Annotated in this window: 19 protein-coding genes; 14 read left to right on the forward strand and 5 right to left on the reverse strand. The window is 60.8% G+C overall.

Translation table 11 applies throughout. The features are described 5' to 3' along the window. Window positions 1-107: 107 nt before the first annotated feature. On the reverse strand, window positions 108-2,078 hold the full coding sequence (locus AAFO92_RS17690) for a tetratricopeptide repeat protein (protein WP_347537379.1): 1,971 nt from the start codon (window positions 2,076-2,078) through the stop codon (window positions 108-110). Window positions 2,079-2,457: 379 nt separating this feature from the next. Between AAFO92_RS17690 and AAFO92_RS17695 the strand changes: the two genes are divergently transcribed. The 7 genes from AAFO92_RS17695 (at window position 2,458) to rplA (ending at window position 7,431) form a co-directional block, all read left to right on the forward strand. Beyond that, the gene (locus AAFO92_RS17695; protein WP_347537381.1) at window positions 2,458-3,426 is read left to right on the forward strand and encodes a VPLPA-CTERM sorting domain-containing protein; all 969 of its coding nucleotides are present in this window, start codon (window positions 2,458-2,460) and stop codon (window positions 3,424-3,426) included. A gap of 97 nt (window positions 3,427-3,523) precedes the next feature. Then, window positions 3,524-3,883 carry a hypothetical protein gene (locus AAFO92_RS17700; protein ID WP_347537383.1) on the forward strand — a complete coding sequence of 120 codons (360 nt, stop codon included), beginning with the start codon at window positions 3,524-3,526 and terminating at the stop codon, window positions 3,881-3,883. Window positions 3,884-4,250: 367 nt separating this feature from the next. After that, entirely contained in the window at window positions 4,251-4,952 is a 702-nt protein-coding gene (locus AAFO92_RS17705) for a hypothetical protein (RefSeq protein ID WP_347537385.1), read from the forward strand. Window positions 4,953-5,068: 116 nt separating this feature from the next. Beyond that, window positions 5,069-5,266: a preprotein translocase subunit SecE gene (gene secE, locus AAFO92_RS17710; RefSeq protein ID WP_347537387.1), complete on the forward strand. Its 198-nt coding sequence runs from the start codon at window positions 5,069-5,071 to the stop codon at window positions 5,264-5,266. A 400-nt stretch (window positions 5,267-5,666) separates the two neighbouring features. Then, a complete protein-coding gene (gene nusG / locus AAFO92_RS17715) occupies window positions 5,667-6,200 on the forward strand; it encodes a transcription termination/antitermination protein NusG (RefSeq protein WP_347537389.1) in 534 nt (177 codons plus the stop codon). A gap of 105 nt (window positions 6,201-6,305) precedes the next feature. Continuing rightward, entirely contained in the window at window positions 6,306-6,731 is a 426-nt protein-coding gene (gene rplK / locus AAFO92_RS17720; RefSeq protein WP_306116506.1) for a 50S ribosomal protein L11, read from the forward strand. 1 nt (window position 6,732) lies between these two features. Then, window positions 6,733-7,431, forward strand: a complete 699-nt coding sequence (gene rplA, locus AAFO92_RS17725) for a 50S ribosomal protein L1 (RefSeq protein WP_347537391.1) — start codon at window positions 6,733-6,735, stop codon at window positions 7,429-7,431. Window positions 7,432-7,614: 183 nt separating this feature from the next. Here rplA and AAFO92_RS17730 read toward each other — a convergent pair whose 3' ends face one another. Both AAFO92_RS17730 and greA read right to left on the reverse strand, forming a co-directional pair. Next, window positions 7,615-8,634, reverse strand: coding sequence for a hypothetical protein (locus tag AAFO92_RS17730; RefSeq protein WP_347537393.1), 1,020 nt, complete (start codon window positions 8,632-8,634; stop codon window positions 7,615-7,617). Between the two features lie 31 nt (window positions 8,635-8,665). Further along, window positions 8,666-9,136 (reverse strand): transcription elongation factor GreA, encoded by a 471-nt coding sequence (gene greA / locus AAFO92_RS17735; RefSeq protein ID WP_347537395.1) that lies wholly within the window; start codon window positions 9,134-9,136, stop codon window positions 8,666-8,668. A 371-nt stretch (window positions 9,137-9,507) separates the two neighbouring features. Between greA and AAFO92_RS17740 the strand changes: the two genes are divergently transcribed. From AAFO92_RS17740 to AAFO92_RS17755, 4 genes are all read left to right on the forward strand, one after another. Continuing rightward, window positions 9,508-10,314 (forward strand): DUF2927 domain-containing protein, encoded by an 807-nt coding sequence (locus AAFO92_RS17740; protein ID WP_347537397.1) that lies wholly within the window; start codon window positions 9,508-9,510, stop codon window positions 10,312-10,314. Between the two features lie 132 nt (window positions 10,315-10,446). Continuing rightward, window positions 10,447-12,081, forward strand: a complete 1,635-nt coding sequence (locus AAFO92_RS17745) for an electron transfer flavoprotein-ubiquinone oxidoreductase (RefSeq protein ID WP_347537399.1) — start codon at window positions 10,447-10,449, stop codon at window positions 12,079-12,081. 108 nt (window positions 12,082-12,189) lie between these two features. After that, the gene (locus tag AAFO92_RS17750) at window positions 12,190-13,905 is read left to right on the forward strand and encodes a tetratricopeptide repeat protein (protein WP_347537401.1); all 1,716 of its coding nucleotides are present in this window, start codon (window positions 12,190-12,192) and stop codon (window positions 13,903-13,905) included. Beyond that, window positions 13,892-14,731, forward strand: a complete 840-nt coding sequence (locus tag AAFO92_RS17755; RefSeq protein ID WP_347537402.1) for a 4-(cytidine 5'-diphospho)-2-C-methyl-D-erythritol kinase — start codon at window positions 13,892-13,894, stop codon at window positions 14,729-14,731. The genes AAFO92_RS17750 and AAFO92_RS17755 overlap by 14 nt, the downstream gene beginning before the upstream one ends. A 4-nt stretch (window positions 14,732-14,735) precedes the next feature. Here AAFO92_RS17755 and AAFO92_RS17760 read toward each other — a convergent pair whose 3' ends face one another. Continuing rightward, window positions 14,736-15,737 carry a polyprenyl synthetase family protein gene (locus AAFO92_RS17760; RefSeq protein ID WP_347537404.1) on the reverse strand — a complete coding sequence of 334 codons (1,002 nt, stop codon included), beginning with the start codon at window positions 15,735-15,737 and terminating at the stop codon, window positions 14,736-14,738. Window positions 15,738-15,792: 55 nt separating this feature from the next. Between AAFO92_RS17760 and AAFO92_RS17765 the strand changes: the two genes are divergently transcribed. The 3 genes from AAFO92_RS17765 to AAFO92_RS17775 all read left to right on the forward strand — a co-directional run bounded on the left by AAFO92_RS17765 (window position 15,793) and on the right by AAFO92_RS17775 (window position 17,056). Further along, entirely contained in the window at window positions 15,793-16,008 is a 216-nt protein-coding gene (locus tag AAFO92_RS17765; protein ID WP_347537406.1) for a DUF2007 domain-containing protein, read from the forward strand. Then, window positions 16,001-16,786 (forward strand): methyltransferase, encoded by a 786-nt coding sequence (locus tag AAFO92_RS17770; protein ID WP_347537408.1) that lies wholly within the window; start codon window positions 16,001-16,003, stop codon window positions 16,784-16,786. Before AAFO92_RS17765 ends, AAFO92_RS17770 begins: the two co-directional genes overlap by 8 nt. A 99-nt stretch (window positions 16,787-16,885) precedes the next feature. Further along, a complete protein-coding gene (locus AAFO92_RS17775; RefSeq protein ID WP_347537410.1) occupies window positions 16,886-17,056 on the forward strand; it encodes a DUF465 domain-containing protein in 171 nt (56 codons plus the stop codon). Here AAFO92_RS17775 and gcvA read toward each other — a convergent pair. Further along, window positions 17,053-18,003, reverse strand: coding sequence for a transcriptional regulator GcvA (gene gcvA / locus AAFO92_RS17780; protein WP_347537412.1), 951 nt, complete (start codon window positions 18,001-18,003; stop codon window positions 17,053-17,055). The two genes, AAFO92_RS17775 and gcvA, sit on opposite strands and share 4 nt — an antisense overlap. Window positions 18,004-18,255: the final 252 nt, after the last annotated feature.

The raw sequence follows: 18,255 nt of genomic DNA on the forward strand, positions 1-18,255 counted from the left end.
TTCTCCGTACGATCCGCGCACTGGAAATGGTGGACCGACCGTTCGACAAATCGCAATTGATCAGCCAAACCGAGTTCATCGCCGTCGGTTCAACTAGGCCACTTCATTCAATGACGGGCAGGCTGCAGAAGGCTCTGAAAGCGCTTGTCGTCAGTTAACGCGGTGAAATCCTCATCAAACCGCATCCAAAGTGCGAGGCGCCGGCCCACCACAGGTGGGACCTTGAAAGCCTGCTGAAGCCGGCAAAGCGCTTCCTTTGTGTCGTCCAGGATCGCGTGCATGCGCGCGACATTGTATTGAACCAGACAGTCGTTCGGGGCGATCGCAAGCGCCCAGTCCGCCCAGACGCCGGCACGGTCCGACTTGTCGAGATCGGCGAGAACCGCCGCACCGAAGGCAAGGGCGCCGGCATTGTCGGGATGCTCTTCAAGCTCCTTCTCGATCAGTTCCAGCGTCGCACGAAACCGCAGCGTCGCCGCTTCGTGACGGCCAAGGGCCTGCAACTCTTCTCCCAGCAGGCCACTTGCGCGGAAATCTTCAGGGCGCAAATCGGCGGCAAGCGCAAACCGTTCGGCAGCCCCGGCACGATCCCCTTGCAGGCGAAGATCGCGCGCCAGAAAGAACTGCGCCTCGAAGAGCTGTGGATCAAGCTCGATGGCCCGTCGCAACGCCGTCTCGGCGGCGGCGTACTCGCCTGTCGCATAGTGCGCAAGCCCAAGCGCGGCATGACCAAGCGGCAGGTCCGGGTCAAGCTCGAGCGCTTTCAGGCAGTCCGCCATCCCATCCTGCACGGGCTCGCTTTTGCCGGATTGGGTGATGCTCTGCAGCAGGTAAGATCTGCAGATTGATCGCTGGGCGTGTGCGCGCGCAAAATTCGGGTCGATTTCGATCGCGCGGGCCACCAGTGCCTCGGATGCGCGCATTGAATGGGTGTACATGCCGCGCAGATAAAGAGAGCGCCCCTTGAGAAACAGCTCATACGCCCGCGGATCCGTGGTTTCGGCCTTTGCCCCCGGTGGCGTGCTGACTGAGAATTCCCTGCAGAGCGCTTTCACGATGTCGCCAGAGATGGAATCATGCGCCGCAAAGACCTTTTCGACGGGGTGTTCGTAACGATCCGCCCAGACGATCTTGCCCGAGTACGCTTCGACCAGTTGCGCATTCAGGCGCAGATGCGTGGCTGAGCGTCGCATGCTTCCGCCCAGAACATGGCTGGCCCCGCGGGACAGGGCAGTTTCAGCGGCGACATGCGCACCCGCCGGAAAACTTGCACGCGGCACCACGTCGATGCCTGGCGCGCGGGCAAGATCTGTGGCGATATCGTCGATCAGCCCGTCGGCAAAGAAGCGTTGCGTCGGATCGTCGTCCAGCACCGTAAGCTCGGAAATCGCCACCACCGCGCGGGATGCCTCCGTGGGCGGCCCGGCCGGCCGTTCCTCGGCCCGTGGATCCACACCCGTCGCCGGCGGTGTCGGGTCTGGGGGCAGACCGTTCTGTTCAACCGCCGAGATCAGGCAGACGGATCTGTCGAAACTGTATCCCGACTCCAGAAACCGGCGCACCCGCATCAGCTTGGTTTCATCCTCCAGCAATGCCCGGGCCACATCCAATTCGGCATCGACCCGCGGCGAGTTACGGTTGATCAGGATGTATTTCGAGAATTCCGGCCGCTCGGTGTCCAGATCGAACCAGCAGATATAGCCATCCAACCAGGTGAAATTGCGCGTTCCCGACAGCACGAAGAGCGCACAATCGAGTGGAAACGGCCAATCTTCCGACCGTGTTTGCCCGACAAAGACGTTATCCTTGAAGGTGCAGTCGACATATGTGTCGTGCATCTTGCCTTCGCTGGTTTCGAAGGCGGCCCGCCCTTCGACCCGCGCGTCACGTTGAACCAGTGTCACTTCTTCAGTGATGGTATAGGGCTGCCCGTACCGATCAGTCGCGATATGCAGACCCAGCCAGTCTCCGGTCAACACGATCTTGCTGGTGATGCGGTCGACATTGTTGTCGAGAGCGATCAGGCGTTCGACTTTTACCTCGAGTTCACGTGCCATCCTATCGAGATATGATTTCATGACCGGACCGCCGCGTTCCGCCCGGTAGATCGTCGGGACGGATACACTGCCGCAGGCGGCAGAAAAAGCTTCGGCAGAGGGAAATCGCCGTTTGCGCAAGAACCGCAGGTCATCACCCCTGACACGAACAGAGTCGGATTTTGCTGAGGGCATCAAATCGTCTCTCAAATTCAGTCTGATCGAATTAGGCAGTAATTGATCAGTAATCGCAGCGGTTTGTCCAGCATTCTGGTCCACGGCTGAACGAGACAGGCGGTATGTCGCGGGTTTATGTCCGAGTGGTGTGCTGTTGATGCCGGGCAAATTTCGGCAAGTCGGCCAATTCAGGGCCGGACTCATAGAACGGCACAGGACGTTGATTGAAATAAAGGGATACACGATGAATTTCATTTCACCTCGCGCCTTTGCTCCTCTCTTCTTTGGCGCAGTTCTTTCGGCATCCGCCGAGGCGGCGACGATCACTACCTTCGCCAATACATCGGGTCCGACGCCCTTGCTGACGAATAATCGCTCGTCCCATGTCGATGTCTCTACCGGGGCAGCGATCTCGGGACCTCTGGGTCAGAACAGCAACATTATCTCGATCGACCCTTCCCTGCCGGCGCGCGCCGACGCCACGTCCATGGCGGACTCGACTTCTCGGTTTGAAAGCTGGGCATCCCTGAACTTCAAGGAGAGTAACGGACAGGCCAATTCGGGCGGGCTGCTGAGCCTCGACATCACCCGTCAGGACGCGTCCATAACCGCAATTCCGTTTACCGTCAGCAGAGCGTTCGTCGGCGCGATACAGGGCAGCAAGGCCTCGCTATTCTTCTCGTTCCGGATCACGGATCCGAACGCCAGCGACCCCTCGGCGATCATCGCGCAAGAGTTCGCAGCCATGGAGGCCTCGTCTGCTGGCACCAGCATTCAGTCGTCAGATCCCGGCGGGTTTCTTTCATCCGCGACCACAGGCAGCGGATTCGACCTTTCAATACTGAACGGCCAGGGCCTCTTTGACACCACAAACATCGGAACTGAACAGGGTTTGGTGGAAAATTACACCGGCGCGCTGGACATATCCGGCCTGCAGATCGGCCGCCAGTATTCACTTGGCTATTTGTGGGAGACGAAGGCAGAGGGGAAATTCGCCGGCGCACATTTCGTTGATCCAATCAACTTCTCCGGTAGCGGCATCGGCATCGACCGCGATGTGCTTGCAAAACTGACAGGAAGTACCCTGGGCCCGGTCCCTGTCGTTCCCTTGCCAGCCGCGGCCTGGGCCCTGATCACCGGTTTGGCGATGCTTGGCGCGGCAGGGGCGGTTTCGTGCAGGCGATCGGGGTTTTCGACCCGTTGGGCGGGGTAGCGATTCACACCCCCGATTTGTGCCCGGACGTCGATCCGGGACGAACCCAACGTTTCAGGCAGTGCCCGAATGCAGGGCAGCGGTCAGGAATGGCACGATGGAGAAAAACACCATGTTTGACAACAAGCTCCTACTGTTCGGCAACCCCATTGCCCTCGCGGCAATCGCGGCCGTCTGCTATGTCTCGGCCACTTTCGCGATGAAGACCTTCTCTTTGAACGCCTCCATTGCGACCGCCGTCATGATCTTCATGCTCATGGCGGCAGGCATATCTGTTGAAATCATTGCAATGGGCCGCGAACAGCTCGGCGTTCTTTACGTTCTCATTCTGGGGTTGGAGGTGTCATTGGTCGTGACAGTTTCGGTTCTGCTGCTGGGGGAAAGCTATTCGGCCAAGGAAATCCTTGGCATCATGCTGATTATCGCAGGCATCGCAGCGTTGATTGATCGCAGCTAGTCCGATTCAGCGGCAGTTGGATCCAGTCCGCACTCTTCTTGCCAACTGCGGCTGCGCCCTGGTCGATGCTTTCGGTCACGATCTTATGACGGAGCTTCAGGCGAGGTGCCTGCATCAGGTCGCTTCAGCCCATATCAACAAGTTCGACAACGAACTTGCGAACGCCGCAAGGCTGGGTCCAGGGCCAAATCATTCAAGTCACACAGTTTTCTTGGAAACAGAATGTTCTTTCGGCCATCTCGTCATTTTGCAGCCACCGGACCGCCATCAAATTGCCCGAATTCGGCCCTAGCGTCCCCATAATCGAATGCCGGAGCGTCGATCCGGCGGGTTGAACACGTGGGGGCGTGGGATAATTCGAGTGACTATGAGCGGTTCTGCAACGCCACAACATCTGCCAAAAACCGCCCGGGATCTACCTGGACTGAGCGGTGCTGACGCGGATGCGCGCAAGGCGGCGGAGCTGAACGCGGATATCCTGATACGCGAGGTGATGATCGAGCAGAAACGGCAGAACAACCACCAAGCGCTGCCTGAAATCGTCGCGGATGGCCCCGAAACCACGCCCGCACCCATCAAGCACCCCCGCCGTTTGTTCCGGAGAAAACGCACCGGGGCACCTGACGATACATTGCCGAAAACCGCCGGTCAGTTGTCGCGGGCCATCGGTGCGGGGATCTTGCTGGTGCGGGGCTACCGGCCCTCGCGCAAGCATCTGATCTTCGCGGTGCTGGCCGCGATCATGTATTTCCGCCCCTGGCTGCTTCCGGGCACGCTGTTCATTACCTTCCTGTGCGTCTTGATCGGCTACCTGACGCTTGGGCCGGACAGAGTGGCGGAACTGGTTGTCGGAGCCTGGCAACGGCTGCATGCGCGGCGCCCCGACCTGGCGGAAACCATCCGGCAGCGGGCCGAGGCGATGGCGGTTCGGATCGACGCGGCGCTGGACCGGATGCCGGGCAAATGGGCGGACGGTGTGCACGTACCGGATTTCTCCAAGCCCGACCCGGCAGAGGCGGACAGGCCGGACCCGTTCGAGCGGCTGGCGAAAGAGGCACAGGGCGGCTGACCTGAAGATTCAACAACAATTGAAGGGCAGGTTATGGCGAGGTGCCTTCAGCACTTGAATTTGCGCCGAGGCCCGCGTATGTCGCGCAGAACAGTTTCTCAGAGAAGTCAGCGCAAATGGCACGCACCAACCCGCTCCAGTTCATCCAGCAAGTCAGGGCCGAGATTTCCAAGGTCGTCTGGCCGACCCGGCGCGAGGTTTTCCTGACCACGGTCATGGTCTTCATCATGGCAACGCTGACGGCGATCTTCTTTGCGCTGGTCGATCTGCTGATCCGTGGCGGGTTGCAGGGCATTCTTGGTCTGTTCGGCTGATTTTGGCCCGGTGAAGCGCGCGCGTCAGGCGGGTGCCGCATCCCCGTAGGCGAGGGCAAGCATCTCAACAGGACGGGCAGAGTGGACTGCCCCGGCGGCGTCGCGCGCCGGTTGCTCTCTGCCACCAAGAGAAAACCGTTCGACATGCCGGACCTCCAACTGCTGCCGCTCGAGATCAGAAGCGGAATTGGCCGTTTTTCACCGCTTGTTCGCACGGCCCGGTCGAAACATACCTCTTGAAATCGCGGCGATCTCGCTTTAGTGCACCTCCAAACGGATGACAGGCGCGCTGCGATTCGAGTTGCGCGCCGATTTTTTGTTTCGCGGACTGGCGTGGCCGGACCCGCGCAGAACAAGGAAACCCGGCCCGTTGGCCGGCAACACGAGGACAAGGTGCACGATGGCAAAACGGTGGTACTCGGTCAGTGTTCTCTCGAATTTCGAGAAGAAGATCGCCGAGCAGATCAGACAATCCGTCGCCGAGAACGGTCTTGAGGACGAGATCGAGGAAGTGCTTGTGCCGACCGAGGAAGTGATCGAGATCCGCCGCGGCAAGAAGGTGACGGCCGAGCGCCGGTTCATGCCCGGCTACGTGCTGGTGCGGATGGAAATGTCGGATCAGGGCTATCACCTGATCAACTCGATCAACCGCGTCACCGGCTTCCTGGGCCCGCAGGGCCGCCCGATGCCGATGCGCGATGCCGAAGTGAACGCGATTCTGAACCGCGTGCAGGAAGGCGAAGAAGCGCCGCGCACGCTGATCCACTTCGAGGTGGGTGAGAAGGTCAAGGTCAATGACGGGCCGTTCGAGGATTTCGACGGCATGGTCGAGGAAGTGGATGACGACAACCAGCGCCTCAAGGTGACGGTGTCGATCTTTGGCCGGGAAACCCCGGTCGAACTGGAATACACGCAGGTCACGAAACAGTCCTGACGTGTGTAAATCGTGGGAGGCGGCGCCTACGCGTAGGCGCACCGAACCACGGGCAAACCTGTCCGGCCATCGCGATGGTCCGGATGCTGTAAAAGGAGAAGGCTTATGGCCAAGAAACTCGCAGGCACGATGAAGCTGCAAGTGCCCGCCGGTCAAGCGAACCCATCCCCGCCGGTTGGTCCGGCACTGGGTCAGCGCGGCATCAACATCATGGAATTCTGCAAGGCGTTCAACGCCAAGACGCAGGAGATGGAGCCCGGCGCGCCGTGCCCGACCGTGATCACCTATTATCAGGACAAGTCCTTTGACATGGACATCAAGACGCCGCCCGCGTCCTACTACCTGAAGAAAGCCGCCAAGCTGAAATCGGCCGCCAAGCTGCCCGGTCGTGAAACCGTCGGCACCGTGACCACCAAGCAGGTCAAGGAAATCGCCGAGGCGAAGTGGAAAGACCTGAACGCGAATGATGTCGAAGCCGCGATGAAGATCATCCTGGGTTCGGCGCGTTCCATGGGCATCGAGGTGAAGTAAGATGGCAAAAGTAGGAAAACGTACCCGCGCGGCACGCGAAGCATTTGCTGGCCAGGAAAACGTCACGGTTGAAGAGGCCGTTGCGCTGATCAAATCGAACGCCAATGCCAAGTTCGACGAAACCGTCGAGATTGCCATGAACCTGGGCGTCGATACCCGCCATGCGGACCAGATGGTGCGCGGCGTGGTCGGCCTGCCCAATGGCACCGGCAAGGACGTGCGCGTTGCCGTATTTGCCCGTGGCCCCAAAGCCGATGAGGCGAAAGAGGCCGGTGCGGATGTTGTTGGTGCCGAGGACCTGATGGAAACCGTGCAGGGCGGCAAGATCGACTTCGATCGCTGCATTGCGACCCCCGACATGATGCCGATCGTTGGCCGTCTGGGCAAGGTTCTGGGCCCGCGCAACCTGATGCCGAACCCCAAGGTCGGCACCGTCACGATGGACGTGGCCGATGCGGTCAAGGCGGCCAAAGGCGGCGAAGTGCAGTTCAAGGCCGTCAAGGGCGGCATCGTTCATGCAGGTGTCGGCAAGGCATCGTTTGACGAGGCCAAGCTGGTCGAAAACATCCGCGCTTTCGTGGATGCGGTGGCCAAGGCCAAACCGACCGGTGCCAAGGGTGCTTACCTGAAAAAGATCTCGCTGAGCTCGACCATGGGGCCGGGCGTGAGCGTGTCGGTGGATAACGCTGCTGGCAACTGATCTGCAGGCATCTGAGTGAAAGAGACCCGGCCCCGACGAAGGGCCGGGTTTTTTTTGTCCGATCCGCGTTCATACCTGACGTCGAACTACTCTTCCTCGGGCAACCGATCCTGTGGCTGGTGCAGGGATTCCAACCGGAAACCCGGCCGGCAAGGCGGCTGATTGTGCGTCAGGGGAGATACGCTAGTTGAACGTTCCCGCCACACGGCCCAGCAGCATGAAGGCGCGGGCGGTGCGGGTGTCGGACAGCTCGGAAATCTCGGCATCCGTGGCGGTTTCGGCGAACTGGGTGAACATCCTGTCGAAGAGGCGCAGGAAATGGTGCGCGGCGTCGCGGAATATCGTGTCAGTGCGCATCCGGCTGGAGGCCAGCGCCAGCGAAGACCGGTCGCGCACGCCACCCAGCGATGCAATTGTCCGGCCCCGTTCACCGGCGGCAAAACGCCGCCAGATTTCGGGGCGGGCCATATCGGGGCGCAGATCGTCCATATAGATGCCGTCCTGCGACAACAGGGTCAGAACGTCCTGTGCGGCCTGGATCAACTGCGAGGTCGACCGATCCTTCAGCGCCCTGCGCAGCGCGGCAAAACCCGCCTTGTCGCCAGCATTTTCAGGGAAGTTGAGGGCCAGGATGAAATCCGGGCGGTCCGGTGGCGGCTGCATGTCCTCGGCCGATGTGCCTAACGGCAGGGCCACCTGGTCGTCGCCGGCGGTCTCGGCTTCGGGCGGGTGTATGGCGGGCCGGGCCGGGGTGGCCATGCGCGAGGACGAAAAGGTGGCCAGCGCGCTTTCGGTCTTGCGCTGGGCGGCGGCGATCTCGTCCAGTTTCTTGGCAACGGAAGGTTCCGAGACGGTGTTGCGCCCCTGGCTCTGTGCCACATAGGTCTGCCGGATCGCGTCGATCGCCGTTTGCAGACGCTGGCTTTCCTCGCGCATCACCCTGCTGGCGCGCGCAGCGGTCGCGGCGACCCAGATCATCGCGATGGGCATGAAAATGGCCAGCAGAATCATCACGAATTGCAGCGCGCCACCGGCGCCGTTGAACGTGCCACGCGGGGTGAGCACCAGGAAGAACAGTGCCGTGCCCAGCAACCACAGCAGCGACAGGGCAATCGCGATCACTTCGATACCGGTGATCGTTTCCTTGCGGGCCTTGTCATACACCCCCAATGGGGTCGGATGGGTATCCGGTTGGTTCGACATGGGTTCTGTCACTCAGAAAATCGTGGGCAGGTCAGATATAGGCGATCTTTACCACTTCGTAAGACTTGTCGCCACCGGGAGTGCGCACCTCGACGCTGTCGCCCTCATCCTTGCCGATCAGCGCGCGGGCGATGGGCGACTTTATGTTCAGCAACCCGTTCTCGATGCTGGCCTCGTGCTCACCCACGATCTGCCATGTCTTTTCCTCGTCGGTGTCTTCATCGACCAGCGTCACCGTGGCGCCGAACTTGATGGTGCCCGACAGCTTGGCCGGATCTATCACCTCGGCCAGCCCGATCACGCCTTCCAGTTCCTTGATGCGGCCCTCGATGAAGGACTGTTTTTCCTTGGCCGAGTGGTATTCGGCGTTTTCGGACAAATCGCCATGTTCGCGCGCCTCGGCAATGGCGCGGATGATGGTCGGGCGGTCTACTGATTTGAGCTGCTTCAACTCGGTCTCGAGCGCGGCAAAACCCGCTTGGGTCATTGGAATCTTTTCCATTTCGATCGTCCACTATCATCTGCAGGGGCCGTGGCGCGGCCCCGATTTTTGTTCAATACGTCGTGCAACAGTGCCCCGAGCGAGAGTTCCGATGCAATAGAGTATGACACCGGGCAAGGCAATCCTGCCAATTTGCCTAAAAAGCGCCGTTTTTTGCCGGTCATCGCGCGGCGTTTGGCCTGCAGCCCGGTGTCCGGTTGACGGCCCTCAAACCCACCGGTTTTCCGAGGATTCTGCGCGGGACGGGAATATCCCGATCCGGCCGCGTCCCGTTCGAATCACAAAAGGTTCCAGATTATTGGCAAGTGTGATTTGACTTGCGCGACTTTTTTGGCGACTTTCTGCCTATACGGGCATTGTTGAGGTTGCGAATGCGTAAGGTGTTGAGTGTCATAGGGGCAGTTGCCGTCGCGATGATGGCATGGTCCGGCAGCAAGGCTGCGGCGGATGATATCGAGGATGCGCGGATCATCGTCACTGCCAAGTCGAACACGGTCAAGAAATGGCATTACCCCCCGCGCTTTGTCGTCGTGCACGATCAGCCGGTCGATCGCACGACGTTCCGCGAGGTTACCGATTTCATCGTCGGCGCAACCGGACTGCCGATCCAGCAGCCCACTTTCGTCAACCTGGCGGAAGAGGCGTTCGACCCGCGTTTCTATACCGCATCGCGTTACAACCCGCGCCGCACCGTGGCCGGGCAGATGACCTCTGACTTGCTGATCGCACAAAAACACGATGTGCAATTGTCGGCCAATATCTTCGTTTTCATGGTGTCGCCGCACCTGGCCTCGCATTTCATCGCGCTGACCTCCTACGGGCGGTTCACCGGTAACCTGACCCGCAGCTACGTACAGGGCAGCGGCCCGTGCTATTTCAAGGTGCTGTCCAATGGTGACAGCATCCAGTTCGGCACCATTCTGATCGCACCTGATGTCGACCCCACCATGCAGCGCCATTGCATCTACGAAGAGATGGTCCAGGCCATGGGCCTGATGAATGACGCGCAGGATTCGCCCTTTTTCACCTTTGACAACCTGACCGACGACAAGCCCCGGGATTATGACCAGAGGCTTCTGGCGGCGCTGTATGATCCGCGGATTCGCAATGGCGACGAGGTTGATAAAGTGCTGAACATTTACGCCAGCCTGCGTGATGCAATCGCTGATCCCAGCTGAATCCCGTCAAATCCTGCCGGAATTGCGCAAAATCCCTGTCCCTGAACGCTTTAACGTCCGGTCGTGATTGCATTGACCGCATCTCTGGTTTAGCCACTCTCAAACCGTTTTTGTCCGGGAGGAGCGCGCGGAATGGCCGAGATTGAACGCGAAACGATGGAATACGATGTTGTGATCGTGGGCGCCGGCCCAGCCGGTCTCAGCGCTGCAATTCGTCTGAAACAGCTTGATCCCAACCGCGAGGTTGTGGTGCTGGAAAAGGGCAGTGAGGTGGGCGCGCATATCCTGTCGGGCGCGGTGCTGGATCCCTGCGGTCTGGACGCGCTGATCCCAGACTGGAAGGAAAAGGGCGCGCCGCTGAACGTGCCGGTCAAGGAAGACAATTTCTACATGCTGGGCGAGGCCGGCAAGGTCCGCATCCCAAACTTCCCGATGCCGCCGCTGATGAACAACCATGGCAACTACATCGTGTCGATGGGCAATGTCTGCCGATGGATGGCAGAGCAGGCCGAGGAGCTGGGGATCGAGATTTTCCCGGGCATGGCGTGTTCGGAGATCGTCTATGACGAGGCCGGGAATGTAAAAGGGGTGGTTGCCGGTGAATTCGGCAAGGAGGCCGATGGCAGCCACGGGCCGAATTACGAGCCGGGAATGGAGCTGCACGGAAAATACGTGTTCCTGAGCGAGGGCGTGCGCGGCAGCCTGTCCAAGGAAGTGATTGCCAAATACGACCTGTCGCAGGACAAGGAGCCGCAGAAATTCGGCCTTGGCATGAAGGAGATCTGGGAGATCGACCCCGCCAAGCACAAGGAAGGGTCTGTCACCCATACGATGGGCTGGCCGCTGGGCAAGAATGCCGGTGGCGGATCTTTCATCTATCACCTTGAAAACAATCAGGTCTATGTCGGTTTCGTGGTGCATCTGAACTACCGCAATCCACACCTGTTCCCCTACATGGAATTCCAGCGGTTCAAGCATCACCCGATGGTGGCGGAACTGCTCGAGGGCGGCAAGCGCGTGGCTTACGGTGCACGGGCGATTTCCGAGGGCGGATACCAGTCGATGCCCAAGATGGTCGCGCCCGGCGTGGCGCTGCTGGGTTGCTCCGTGGGCATGGTCAACGTGCCGCGCATCAAGGGCAACCATAACGCGATGCTTTCCGGCATGGCGGCGGCCGAAGCCGCCCACGCGGCGATCGAGGCGGGCCGTTCGGGTGACGAGCTGACCGAATACGAGACCGAAGTGCGTACAGGGGCGATCGGCAAGGACCTGAAGAAGGTACGCAACGTCAAGCCGCTCTGGTCGAAATACGGGCTGCTGGCCAGCCTGACGCTGGGCGGGTTCGACATGTGGACCAACACGTTCGGTTTCTCGCTGTTCGGCACGCTGAAACACGGCAAGACCGATGCCGAGGCGACGGAACAGGCCAGCACCCACAAGCCCATCGAATACCCCAAGCCAGACGGCAAGCTCAGCTTTGACCGGCTGACCAATGTCAGCTTCTCGATGACCAATCACGAGGAAAGCCAGCCCGCCCATCTGCAGCTGAAGGATCCGAACGTGCCGATGTCGGTCAACATGCCAAAATATGCCGAACCGGCGCAACGCTATTGTCCCGCGGGTGTCTACGAGGTGGTCGATGACAAGTTCGTGATCAACTTCCAGAACTGCGTGCATTGCAAGACATGCGACATCAAGGACCCCAGCCAGAACATCAACTGGGTCACGCCGCAGGGCGGGGACGGGCCGAATTATCCCAACATGTAAAACGCGCGTGATTTCTTGCTTGCGGGGCGGTCTGCGGGCTGTCCCGCATTGCGTTGTGAGCGCCATCAGACTACCTTGCCGGGTGAGCAAACTCTGAGGCAGGCGCACGTGAAACTCCGATCTCTCTCCATTACCGTTCTGGCGGCCACGTTGAATTTGATGGCGGTTCCGGGCCGCGCAGACGAGGATGTCGGCGCCTATCTGGCCGCCCTGCAGGCGCGGTATCAGAACGATTTCACCGCCGCCGCCGAACATTTCACACGGGCCCTGGCCAGGGATCCGTCCAATCCGGCACTGATGGAAAATGCTATCGCGTCGCTTGTCGGCCTGGGTGAGATCGACAGGGCCGTGCCGATCGCCCAGAGGATCGAGGATGCCGACCTGCTGAGCCAGGTGGCACATATGGTGCTGATCGCCGACGAGGGGCGCCGCGAGGCCTATGACGAATTGCTGGACAGGGTGTACCGAAACCGTGGCGTGGGCGAATTGGCCGATGGCCTGATTTCGGCCTGGGCGCATATGGGCAAGGGCGACATGAAAACTGCGCTCGAGCTTTTCGACGAGGTGGCCGATCAGCGCGGATTGCGCAGTTTCGCGGTCTATCACAAGGCGCTTGCCCTGGCCTCGGTCGGCGATTTCGAAAGCGCGGAGCAGATCTTTGCCGGCGAATCCGATGGCCCGATGCAGCGCACGCGGCGCGGCACGATGGCCTGGGCGCAGGTGCTGAGCCAGCTGGAACGCAACGAAGAGGCCGTCAAGATTATCGACGAGGTGTTCGGCACCGACCTTGACCCCGAGATTACCGAGCTGCGCCGCCAACTTGCAGAGAATGAGCGGCTGACATTCAGTATCATCGGGGGTGCCCGTGACGGTGTGGCCGAGGTGTTCTTCTCGCTCGGGCGTGCGCTGCAGGTGGATGCGGGGCAGGATTATGTGCTGCTGTATGCGCGCATTGCCGAATACCTGACGCCGGATAATGTCGATGCGATCCTGATGACGGCGGAACTTCTGGAAAACCTGCAGCGTCACGAACTGGCAACCACGGCCTATCGGCGTGTGCCGCGCGATCATCCGTCCCACTACCTGGCCGAGCTGGGCCGGGGCGAGGCGTTGCGCCGGTCCGGCAAGGTCGATGCCGCGGTGGAAGTCCTGGAGCAGCTTTCGCAGACCCATGCAGATGTGCCGGTGGTGCATGTGTCCCTGGGCGATCTCTATCGCCAGCTCGAAGATTTCGGTGGCTCGGCCAAGGCCTATGACCGCGCGCTGGAACTCTATGCCGAACGCGATAACGATCAGTGGTTCGTTCACTACGCCCGCGGGATCAGCTATGAGCGGCTGGGTGAATGGGAAAAGGCCGAGGCCGATTTCCGAAAGGCGCTGGAACTGAACCCGGAGCATCCGCAGGTGCTTAACTATCTGGGTTATTCCATGGTCGAAAAGCGGATCAACCTGGATGAAGCCCTGGACATGATCGAACGCGCCGTGGCCGCACGCCCGGACAGCGGCTATATCGTCGACAGTCTGGGCTGGGTTCTCTACCGTCTGGGGCGCTATGAGGAGGCGATCGGCCACATGGAACGCGCGGCCGAGCTGGAACCCGTCGATCCTGTGGTCAACGACCATCTGGGCGACGTCCTGTGGGCCGTGGGGCGGTACCAGGAGGCCATTTTCCAATGGCATCGCGCGCTTTCCTTCGTCGATCAGGGTGAAAGTGCGTCCGATGTCGATCCGGAACGCATTCGCCGCAAGCTCGAGGTCGGCCTGGACCAGGTTCTCGAAGAAGAGGGCAGCGCGCCTCTGAGAGTTGTCGATGACGATGGCTAGCAAGGCAAAGGAATTTGCGCCTGCCAAGGTAAATCTTACGCTGCATGTGACCGGGCAGCGCACCGACGGCTACCACCTGCTGGATTCGCTGGTGATGTTCGCCGATGTCGGAGATCGGATCACCGTCAAGCCATCGGACACGCCGATCATGATCATCAAGGGTCCCATGGCAGAAAGCCTGCCACGCGACCGCAGCAATGTGGTGGCGCAGGTTGCCGACGCGATGGGTGTCTCTGCGCAGATTCAGCTGGAGAAGAACCTGCCGGTTGCCGCCGGGATCGGCGGTGGATCAAGCGATGCGGCGGCTACGTTCCGCGCCCTGTCGGAGATCAGTGGAAAACCCATTCCCGAGGATCTGGTGGCCTTTGGCGCCGATGTGCCGGTCTGTATGCATGGCAAGGCCGCCCGGATGCGCGGGATCGGCAACGATATTCATTCCGTGCCCGACCTGCCGGTCCTGCACGCCGTGCTGGTCAACCCCAAGCTGCCGGTCATGACCGCCGAAGTGTTCAAACGGCTGCGCGATCACAATAACGCTGCAATGCCGGACGATCTGCCAAATGGTGCGTCGGCGCGCGAGCTGATCGCCTGGCTGGCCGAGATGCGCAACGACCTGCAAGACGCCGCGATCGAGGCTGAGCCGATCATCGAGCACGTATTCAATACGCTGGCGGTGACGCCCGGCTGCTTGCTGACCCGCATGTCGGGATCGGGGGGCACGTGTTTCGGGCTCTATGGCGATGCGGAAACCGCGGCCGCGGCTGCCGGGCGTCTGCATCAGGATTATCCGGGCTGGTGGGTGGCCGCGACGCGGTTGAACGCCTGATGCCTCAGCTGACCCGTGCGACCACGAAATCGGCCAGATCGAGCAGCATCTGCCGGACCGGGTGATCGGGCAGCCGGATGATCGAATCCTTTGCCTGTGACGCCCATCCCAGGGCATCCTGGCGCGTCCGGCCAAGCGCGTCATGGCGTTCCAGCAAGCCAAGAGCCTGCTCCAGGTCCCCCTCGCGCTGATCGCCTTTTTCGATGGTGCGCGTCCAAAAGGCGCGTTCTTCGGTGTCGGCCGCGGCGACGGCCTTGATGACCGGCAGGGTCAGCTTGCGCTCGCGGAAATCATCCCCCACATTCTTGCCGGTGGCCGCGCTCTGACCCTGATAATCCAGCAGGTCATCGACAATCTGGAAGGCGATCCCAAGTGCGTCGCCATATTCAAACAGCGCCTGTATCTGATCCTCGGGCACGCCCGAGATCACGCCGCCAACCTCGGTGGCCGCCGAGAACAGCGCGGCGGTCTTGCCCCGGACAATCTGCAGGTAGATGTCTTCGGTGGTGGCCAGATCACGTGCCGCGGTCAGCTGCAGCACCTCGCCCTCGGCAATGGTTGCCGAGGCGTTCGCCAAAATGTCCAGCACTCTCAGCGACCCGGTCTCGACCATCAGCTGGAAGGCCCGTGCGAACAGGTAGTCGCCAACCAGCACGCTGGACTTGTTGTCCCATAGCAGGTTGGCCGTGGGCCGCCCGCGCCGCTGTGCGCTTTCGTCGACCACGTCATCATGCAACAGCGTGGCGGTGTGAATGAATTCGACGGTTGCGGCCAGGTGCACGTCAAACTCGCCCTCGTAGCCGCAGAGGTCTGCCGCCGCGAGGGTCAGCATCGGGCGCAGGCGTTTTCCGCCGGCCTCAACCAGATGGGCAGTGACCTCGGGGATGCGCGGCGCGTGGCGCGATGCCATGCGCGTACGGATCAGCGTATTGACGCGATCCAGTTTGCCAGTCAGATACGCAGCCAGTTTTTCATGCGGTTTTGTAACGGCCTGGTCCAAACCCATCACACTCCTGTCACACCGCTCGACAAAGAGCGGGCGGTGCCCTTAAGTCATCCCCATGAGACAGCTCCTGCGCACGACCGACCCCACATCAATCGCCTTTGCTCAGGCGCTGCTTCAGGGCGAGGGTATAGACTGCTTTGAAATGGACGTAAATATGAGTGTTCTTGAAGGGTCTATCGGAATCTTCCCGCGCCGCCTGATGGTGCGCGAAGCTGATTTCGCCCGCGCCGCCCGGGCACTCAGGGATAACGGGATCGACGTCGATGACTGAGGGCTGGCGCGACGACCAGCTGAGCCGTGACGAGTTTCTTGGCGGGCGGTTGAGGATCCATCAGCCCAAACAGGGATATCGCGCCGGGATCGATCCGGTACTGCTGGCCGCCAGCGTGCCGGCGCGGGCCGGCGACACGGTGCTGGAACTGGGCTGTGGCGTTGGCACGGCGCTGTTTTGCCTGGGGTGGCGGGTGAACGGTCTTGCGCTGACCGGCGTCGAGGTGCAGGCGAACTATGCTGGCCTGGCGCGGCGGAACGCGACCGAAAATGCACTGCCCGCGGAAATCGTCACCGCCGATCTTGCGCGGATGCCGGACAGTCTGACCCGGCGCCAGTTCACCCACGTCCTGGCCAACCCGCCGTATTTTGACCGAAATGCCAGCACGCCGGCGCGGGATGGTGGGCGGGAACTGGCCCTGGGCGAGTCGCTGCCGCTGTCCGACTGGGTCAGGGTCGCGGCCAAACGGACAGCCCCCAAGGGGACCGTCACCTTTATTCACCGGGTCGAGAAACTGCCCGAACTGCTCGCCGCCGCTTGGCAGCAGATCGGCAGCCTGGAGGTGTTGCCGCTGATTCCCAGGCCGGGACGGGCCGCGCGGCTGGTCCTGATGAGAGGGCGCAAGGGGGGAAGAGCGGAATTCAAGCTACATCCAGGATGGGTTCTGCATGAGGGTAAGGCCCACCTCTCTGACGGGGAAAACTATACCAATGCAACGGCTTGCGTCTTGCGGGATGGCGCGCAATTGCCGTTTTCGGCCGCCGTTAATACAACTTAAAGTAGTTTTTTTATCGATTATGCTGCGGTTGCAGCGTGACAGCGGTGTGAAATTATGCTGGACTGGCAACCCATGCAAAATTTTGAGAGGAGACCGCCCATGAGCTTGAGTTCGCACGTTGAGGAACTGAAGAAGAAACACCGAATTCTCTCGAACCAAGTTGAAGAAGCGCAACGCGCACCAGGCTCAAGCGATATCGAAATCGCTGAACTCAAGAAGCAGAAGCTGCGACTGAAAGAGGAAATCACACGGCTGAGCGTGAACGCCTAACCGGGCGACACGTCACGCAGATCGACCAGATCGTGATTGCGGGCCAGGTCCGCAACACCAGAGGTCTGTTCGATCAGCCAGTTGCTGAAGGCAACGATCTGGGGCCGATTCTCGGCCCCGTTGGCGCAGATGACCCTGTAATTGGCGATCGTTTTCAGGGCTGTCCGAAAAGGTGCCACCAACCGGCCTTCCTGCAAGGCACGGGCAGCCAGCGCCCCTCGTCCCAATATGATACCTGCCCCGGACATCGCCGCATCAATGGCGTGGTCCGCCTGCGAATACCGTTGTCCCGTCCAGTCACGCGCGGGCAGGTTTGCGGCCCGGAACCACGCAGGCCAGTCACAGGGCGGGTCGAGAAAACGAATGTCGTCCTGGTGGATCAGGGGCGCGTTGGACAGGTCTTGGGGCCGATGGAATTTCTGTGCCAGTTCCGGTGCCATCATCGGTGTCACCCAGTCGTCCAGAAATTTACGCGCGTGCAGGTCCGGCGTATCGGGGCCATAGCCAAAGCGGATCGCCAGATCGACTTCGGAGTGAACCAGGTCAATCAGCTCCAGGCTGGCACTGAACCTGAGCTCGATCTCGGGATGCGCGCGCGCAAAGCTGTATAGCCGGGGCGCCAGCCAGACGGCGGTGAAGGACGGGCCCGTGGTGACGGTCAGCGATGCGTGATCCGTCACCCGCCTTGCGGCGCGCCAGGCGGATGTCAGCGTTTCGAAGCCGTCGCGCGCGCCGGGCGCAAGGACGCGGCCGGCCTCCGTCAGTTCGACCGCGCGGTTGTGGCGAATGAACAGCGGGCTGCCAAAATGCTCTTCCAGCGATTTGATCTGAAAGCTCAGCGCGGCCGGGGTCACGTTCAACTCGGCGGCGGCCTGCTGAAAAGACATGTGCCGCGCGGCGGCGTCAAACGCGCGCAGGGCGGTCAGGGGTGGCAGGCGGTCGCTCATTGTCAGTCAAGTAACACTTAACTGAAGGCAAAGAAAGTCTCGTTTGTAAAGAGGCACCCCGTGTTCCATCTTTGTCTCAGTCAAGTAATACAAAACAATAGAGGCTCTGCCATGATTGAAGCATCAACAAGCGCCCGAACCCGCGATGCCATGCGTGCAGCTCATGAAGCACGCAGCGATATGCTCAGGGAAATCTGGCGCTGGATCAGCAAATCGCATTCTGCCGGGTGATCGTTGCAAGCGCACTTGGAG

Origin of the sequence: Roseovarius sp. CAU 1744, from assembly GCF_039839345.1 — a bacterium.
Lineage (GTDB): Bacteria > Pseudomonadota > Alphaproteobacteria > Rhodobacterales > Rhodobacteraceae > Roseovarius.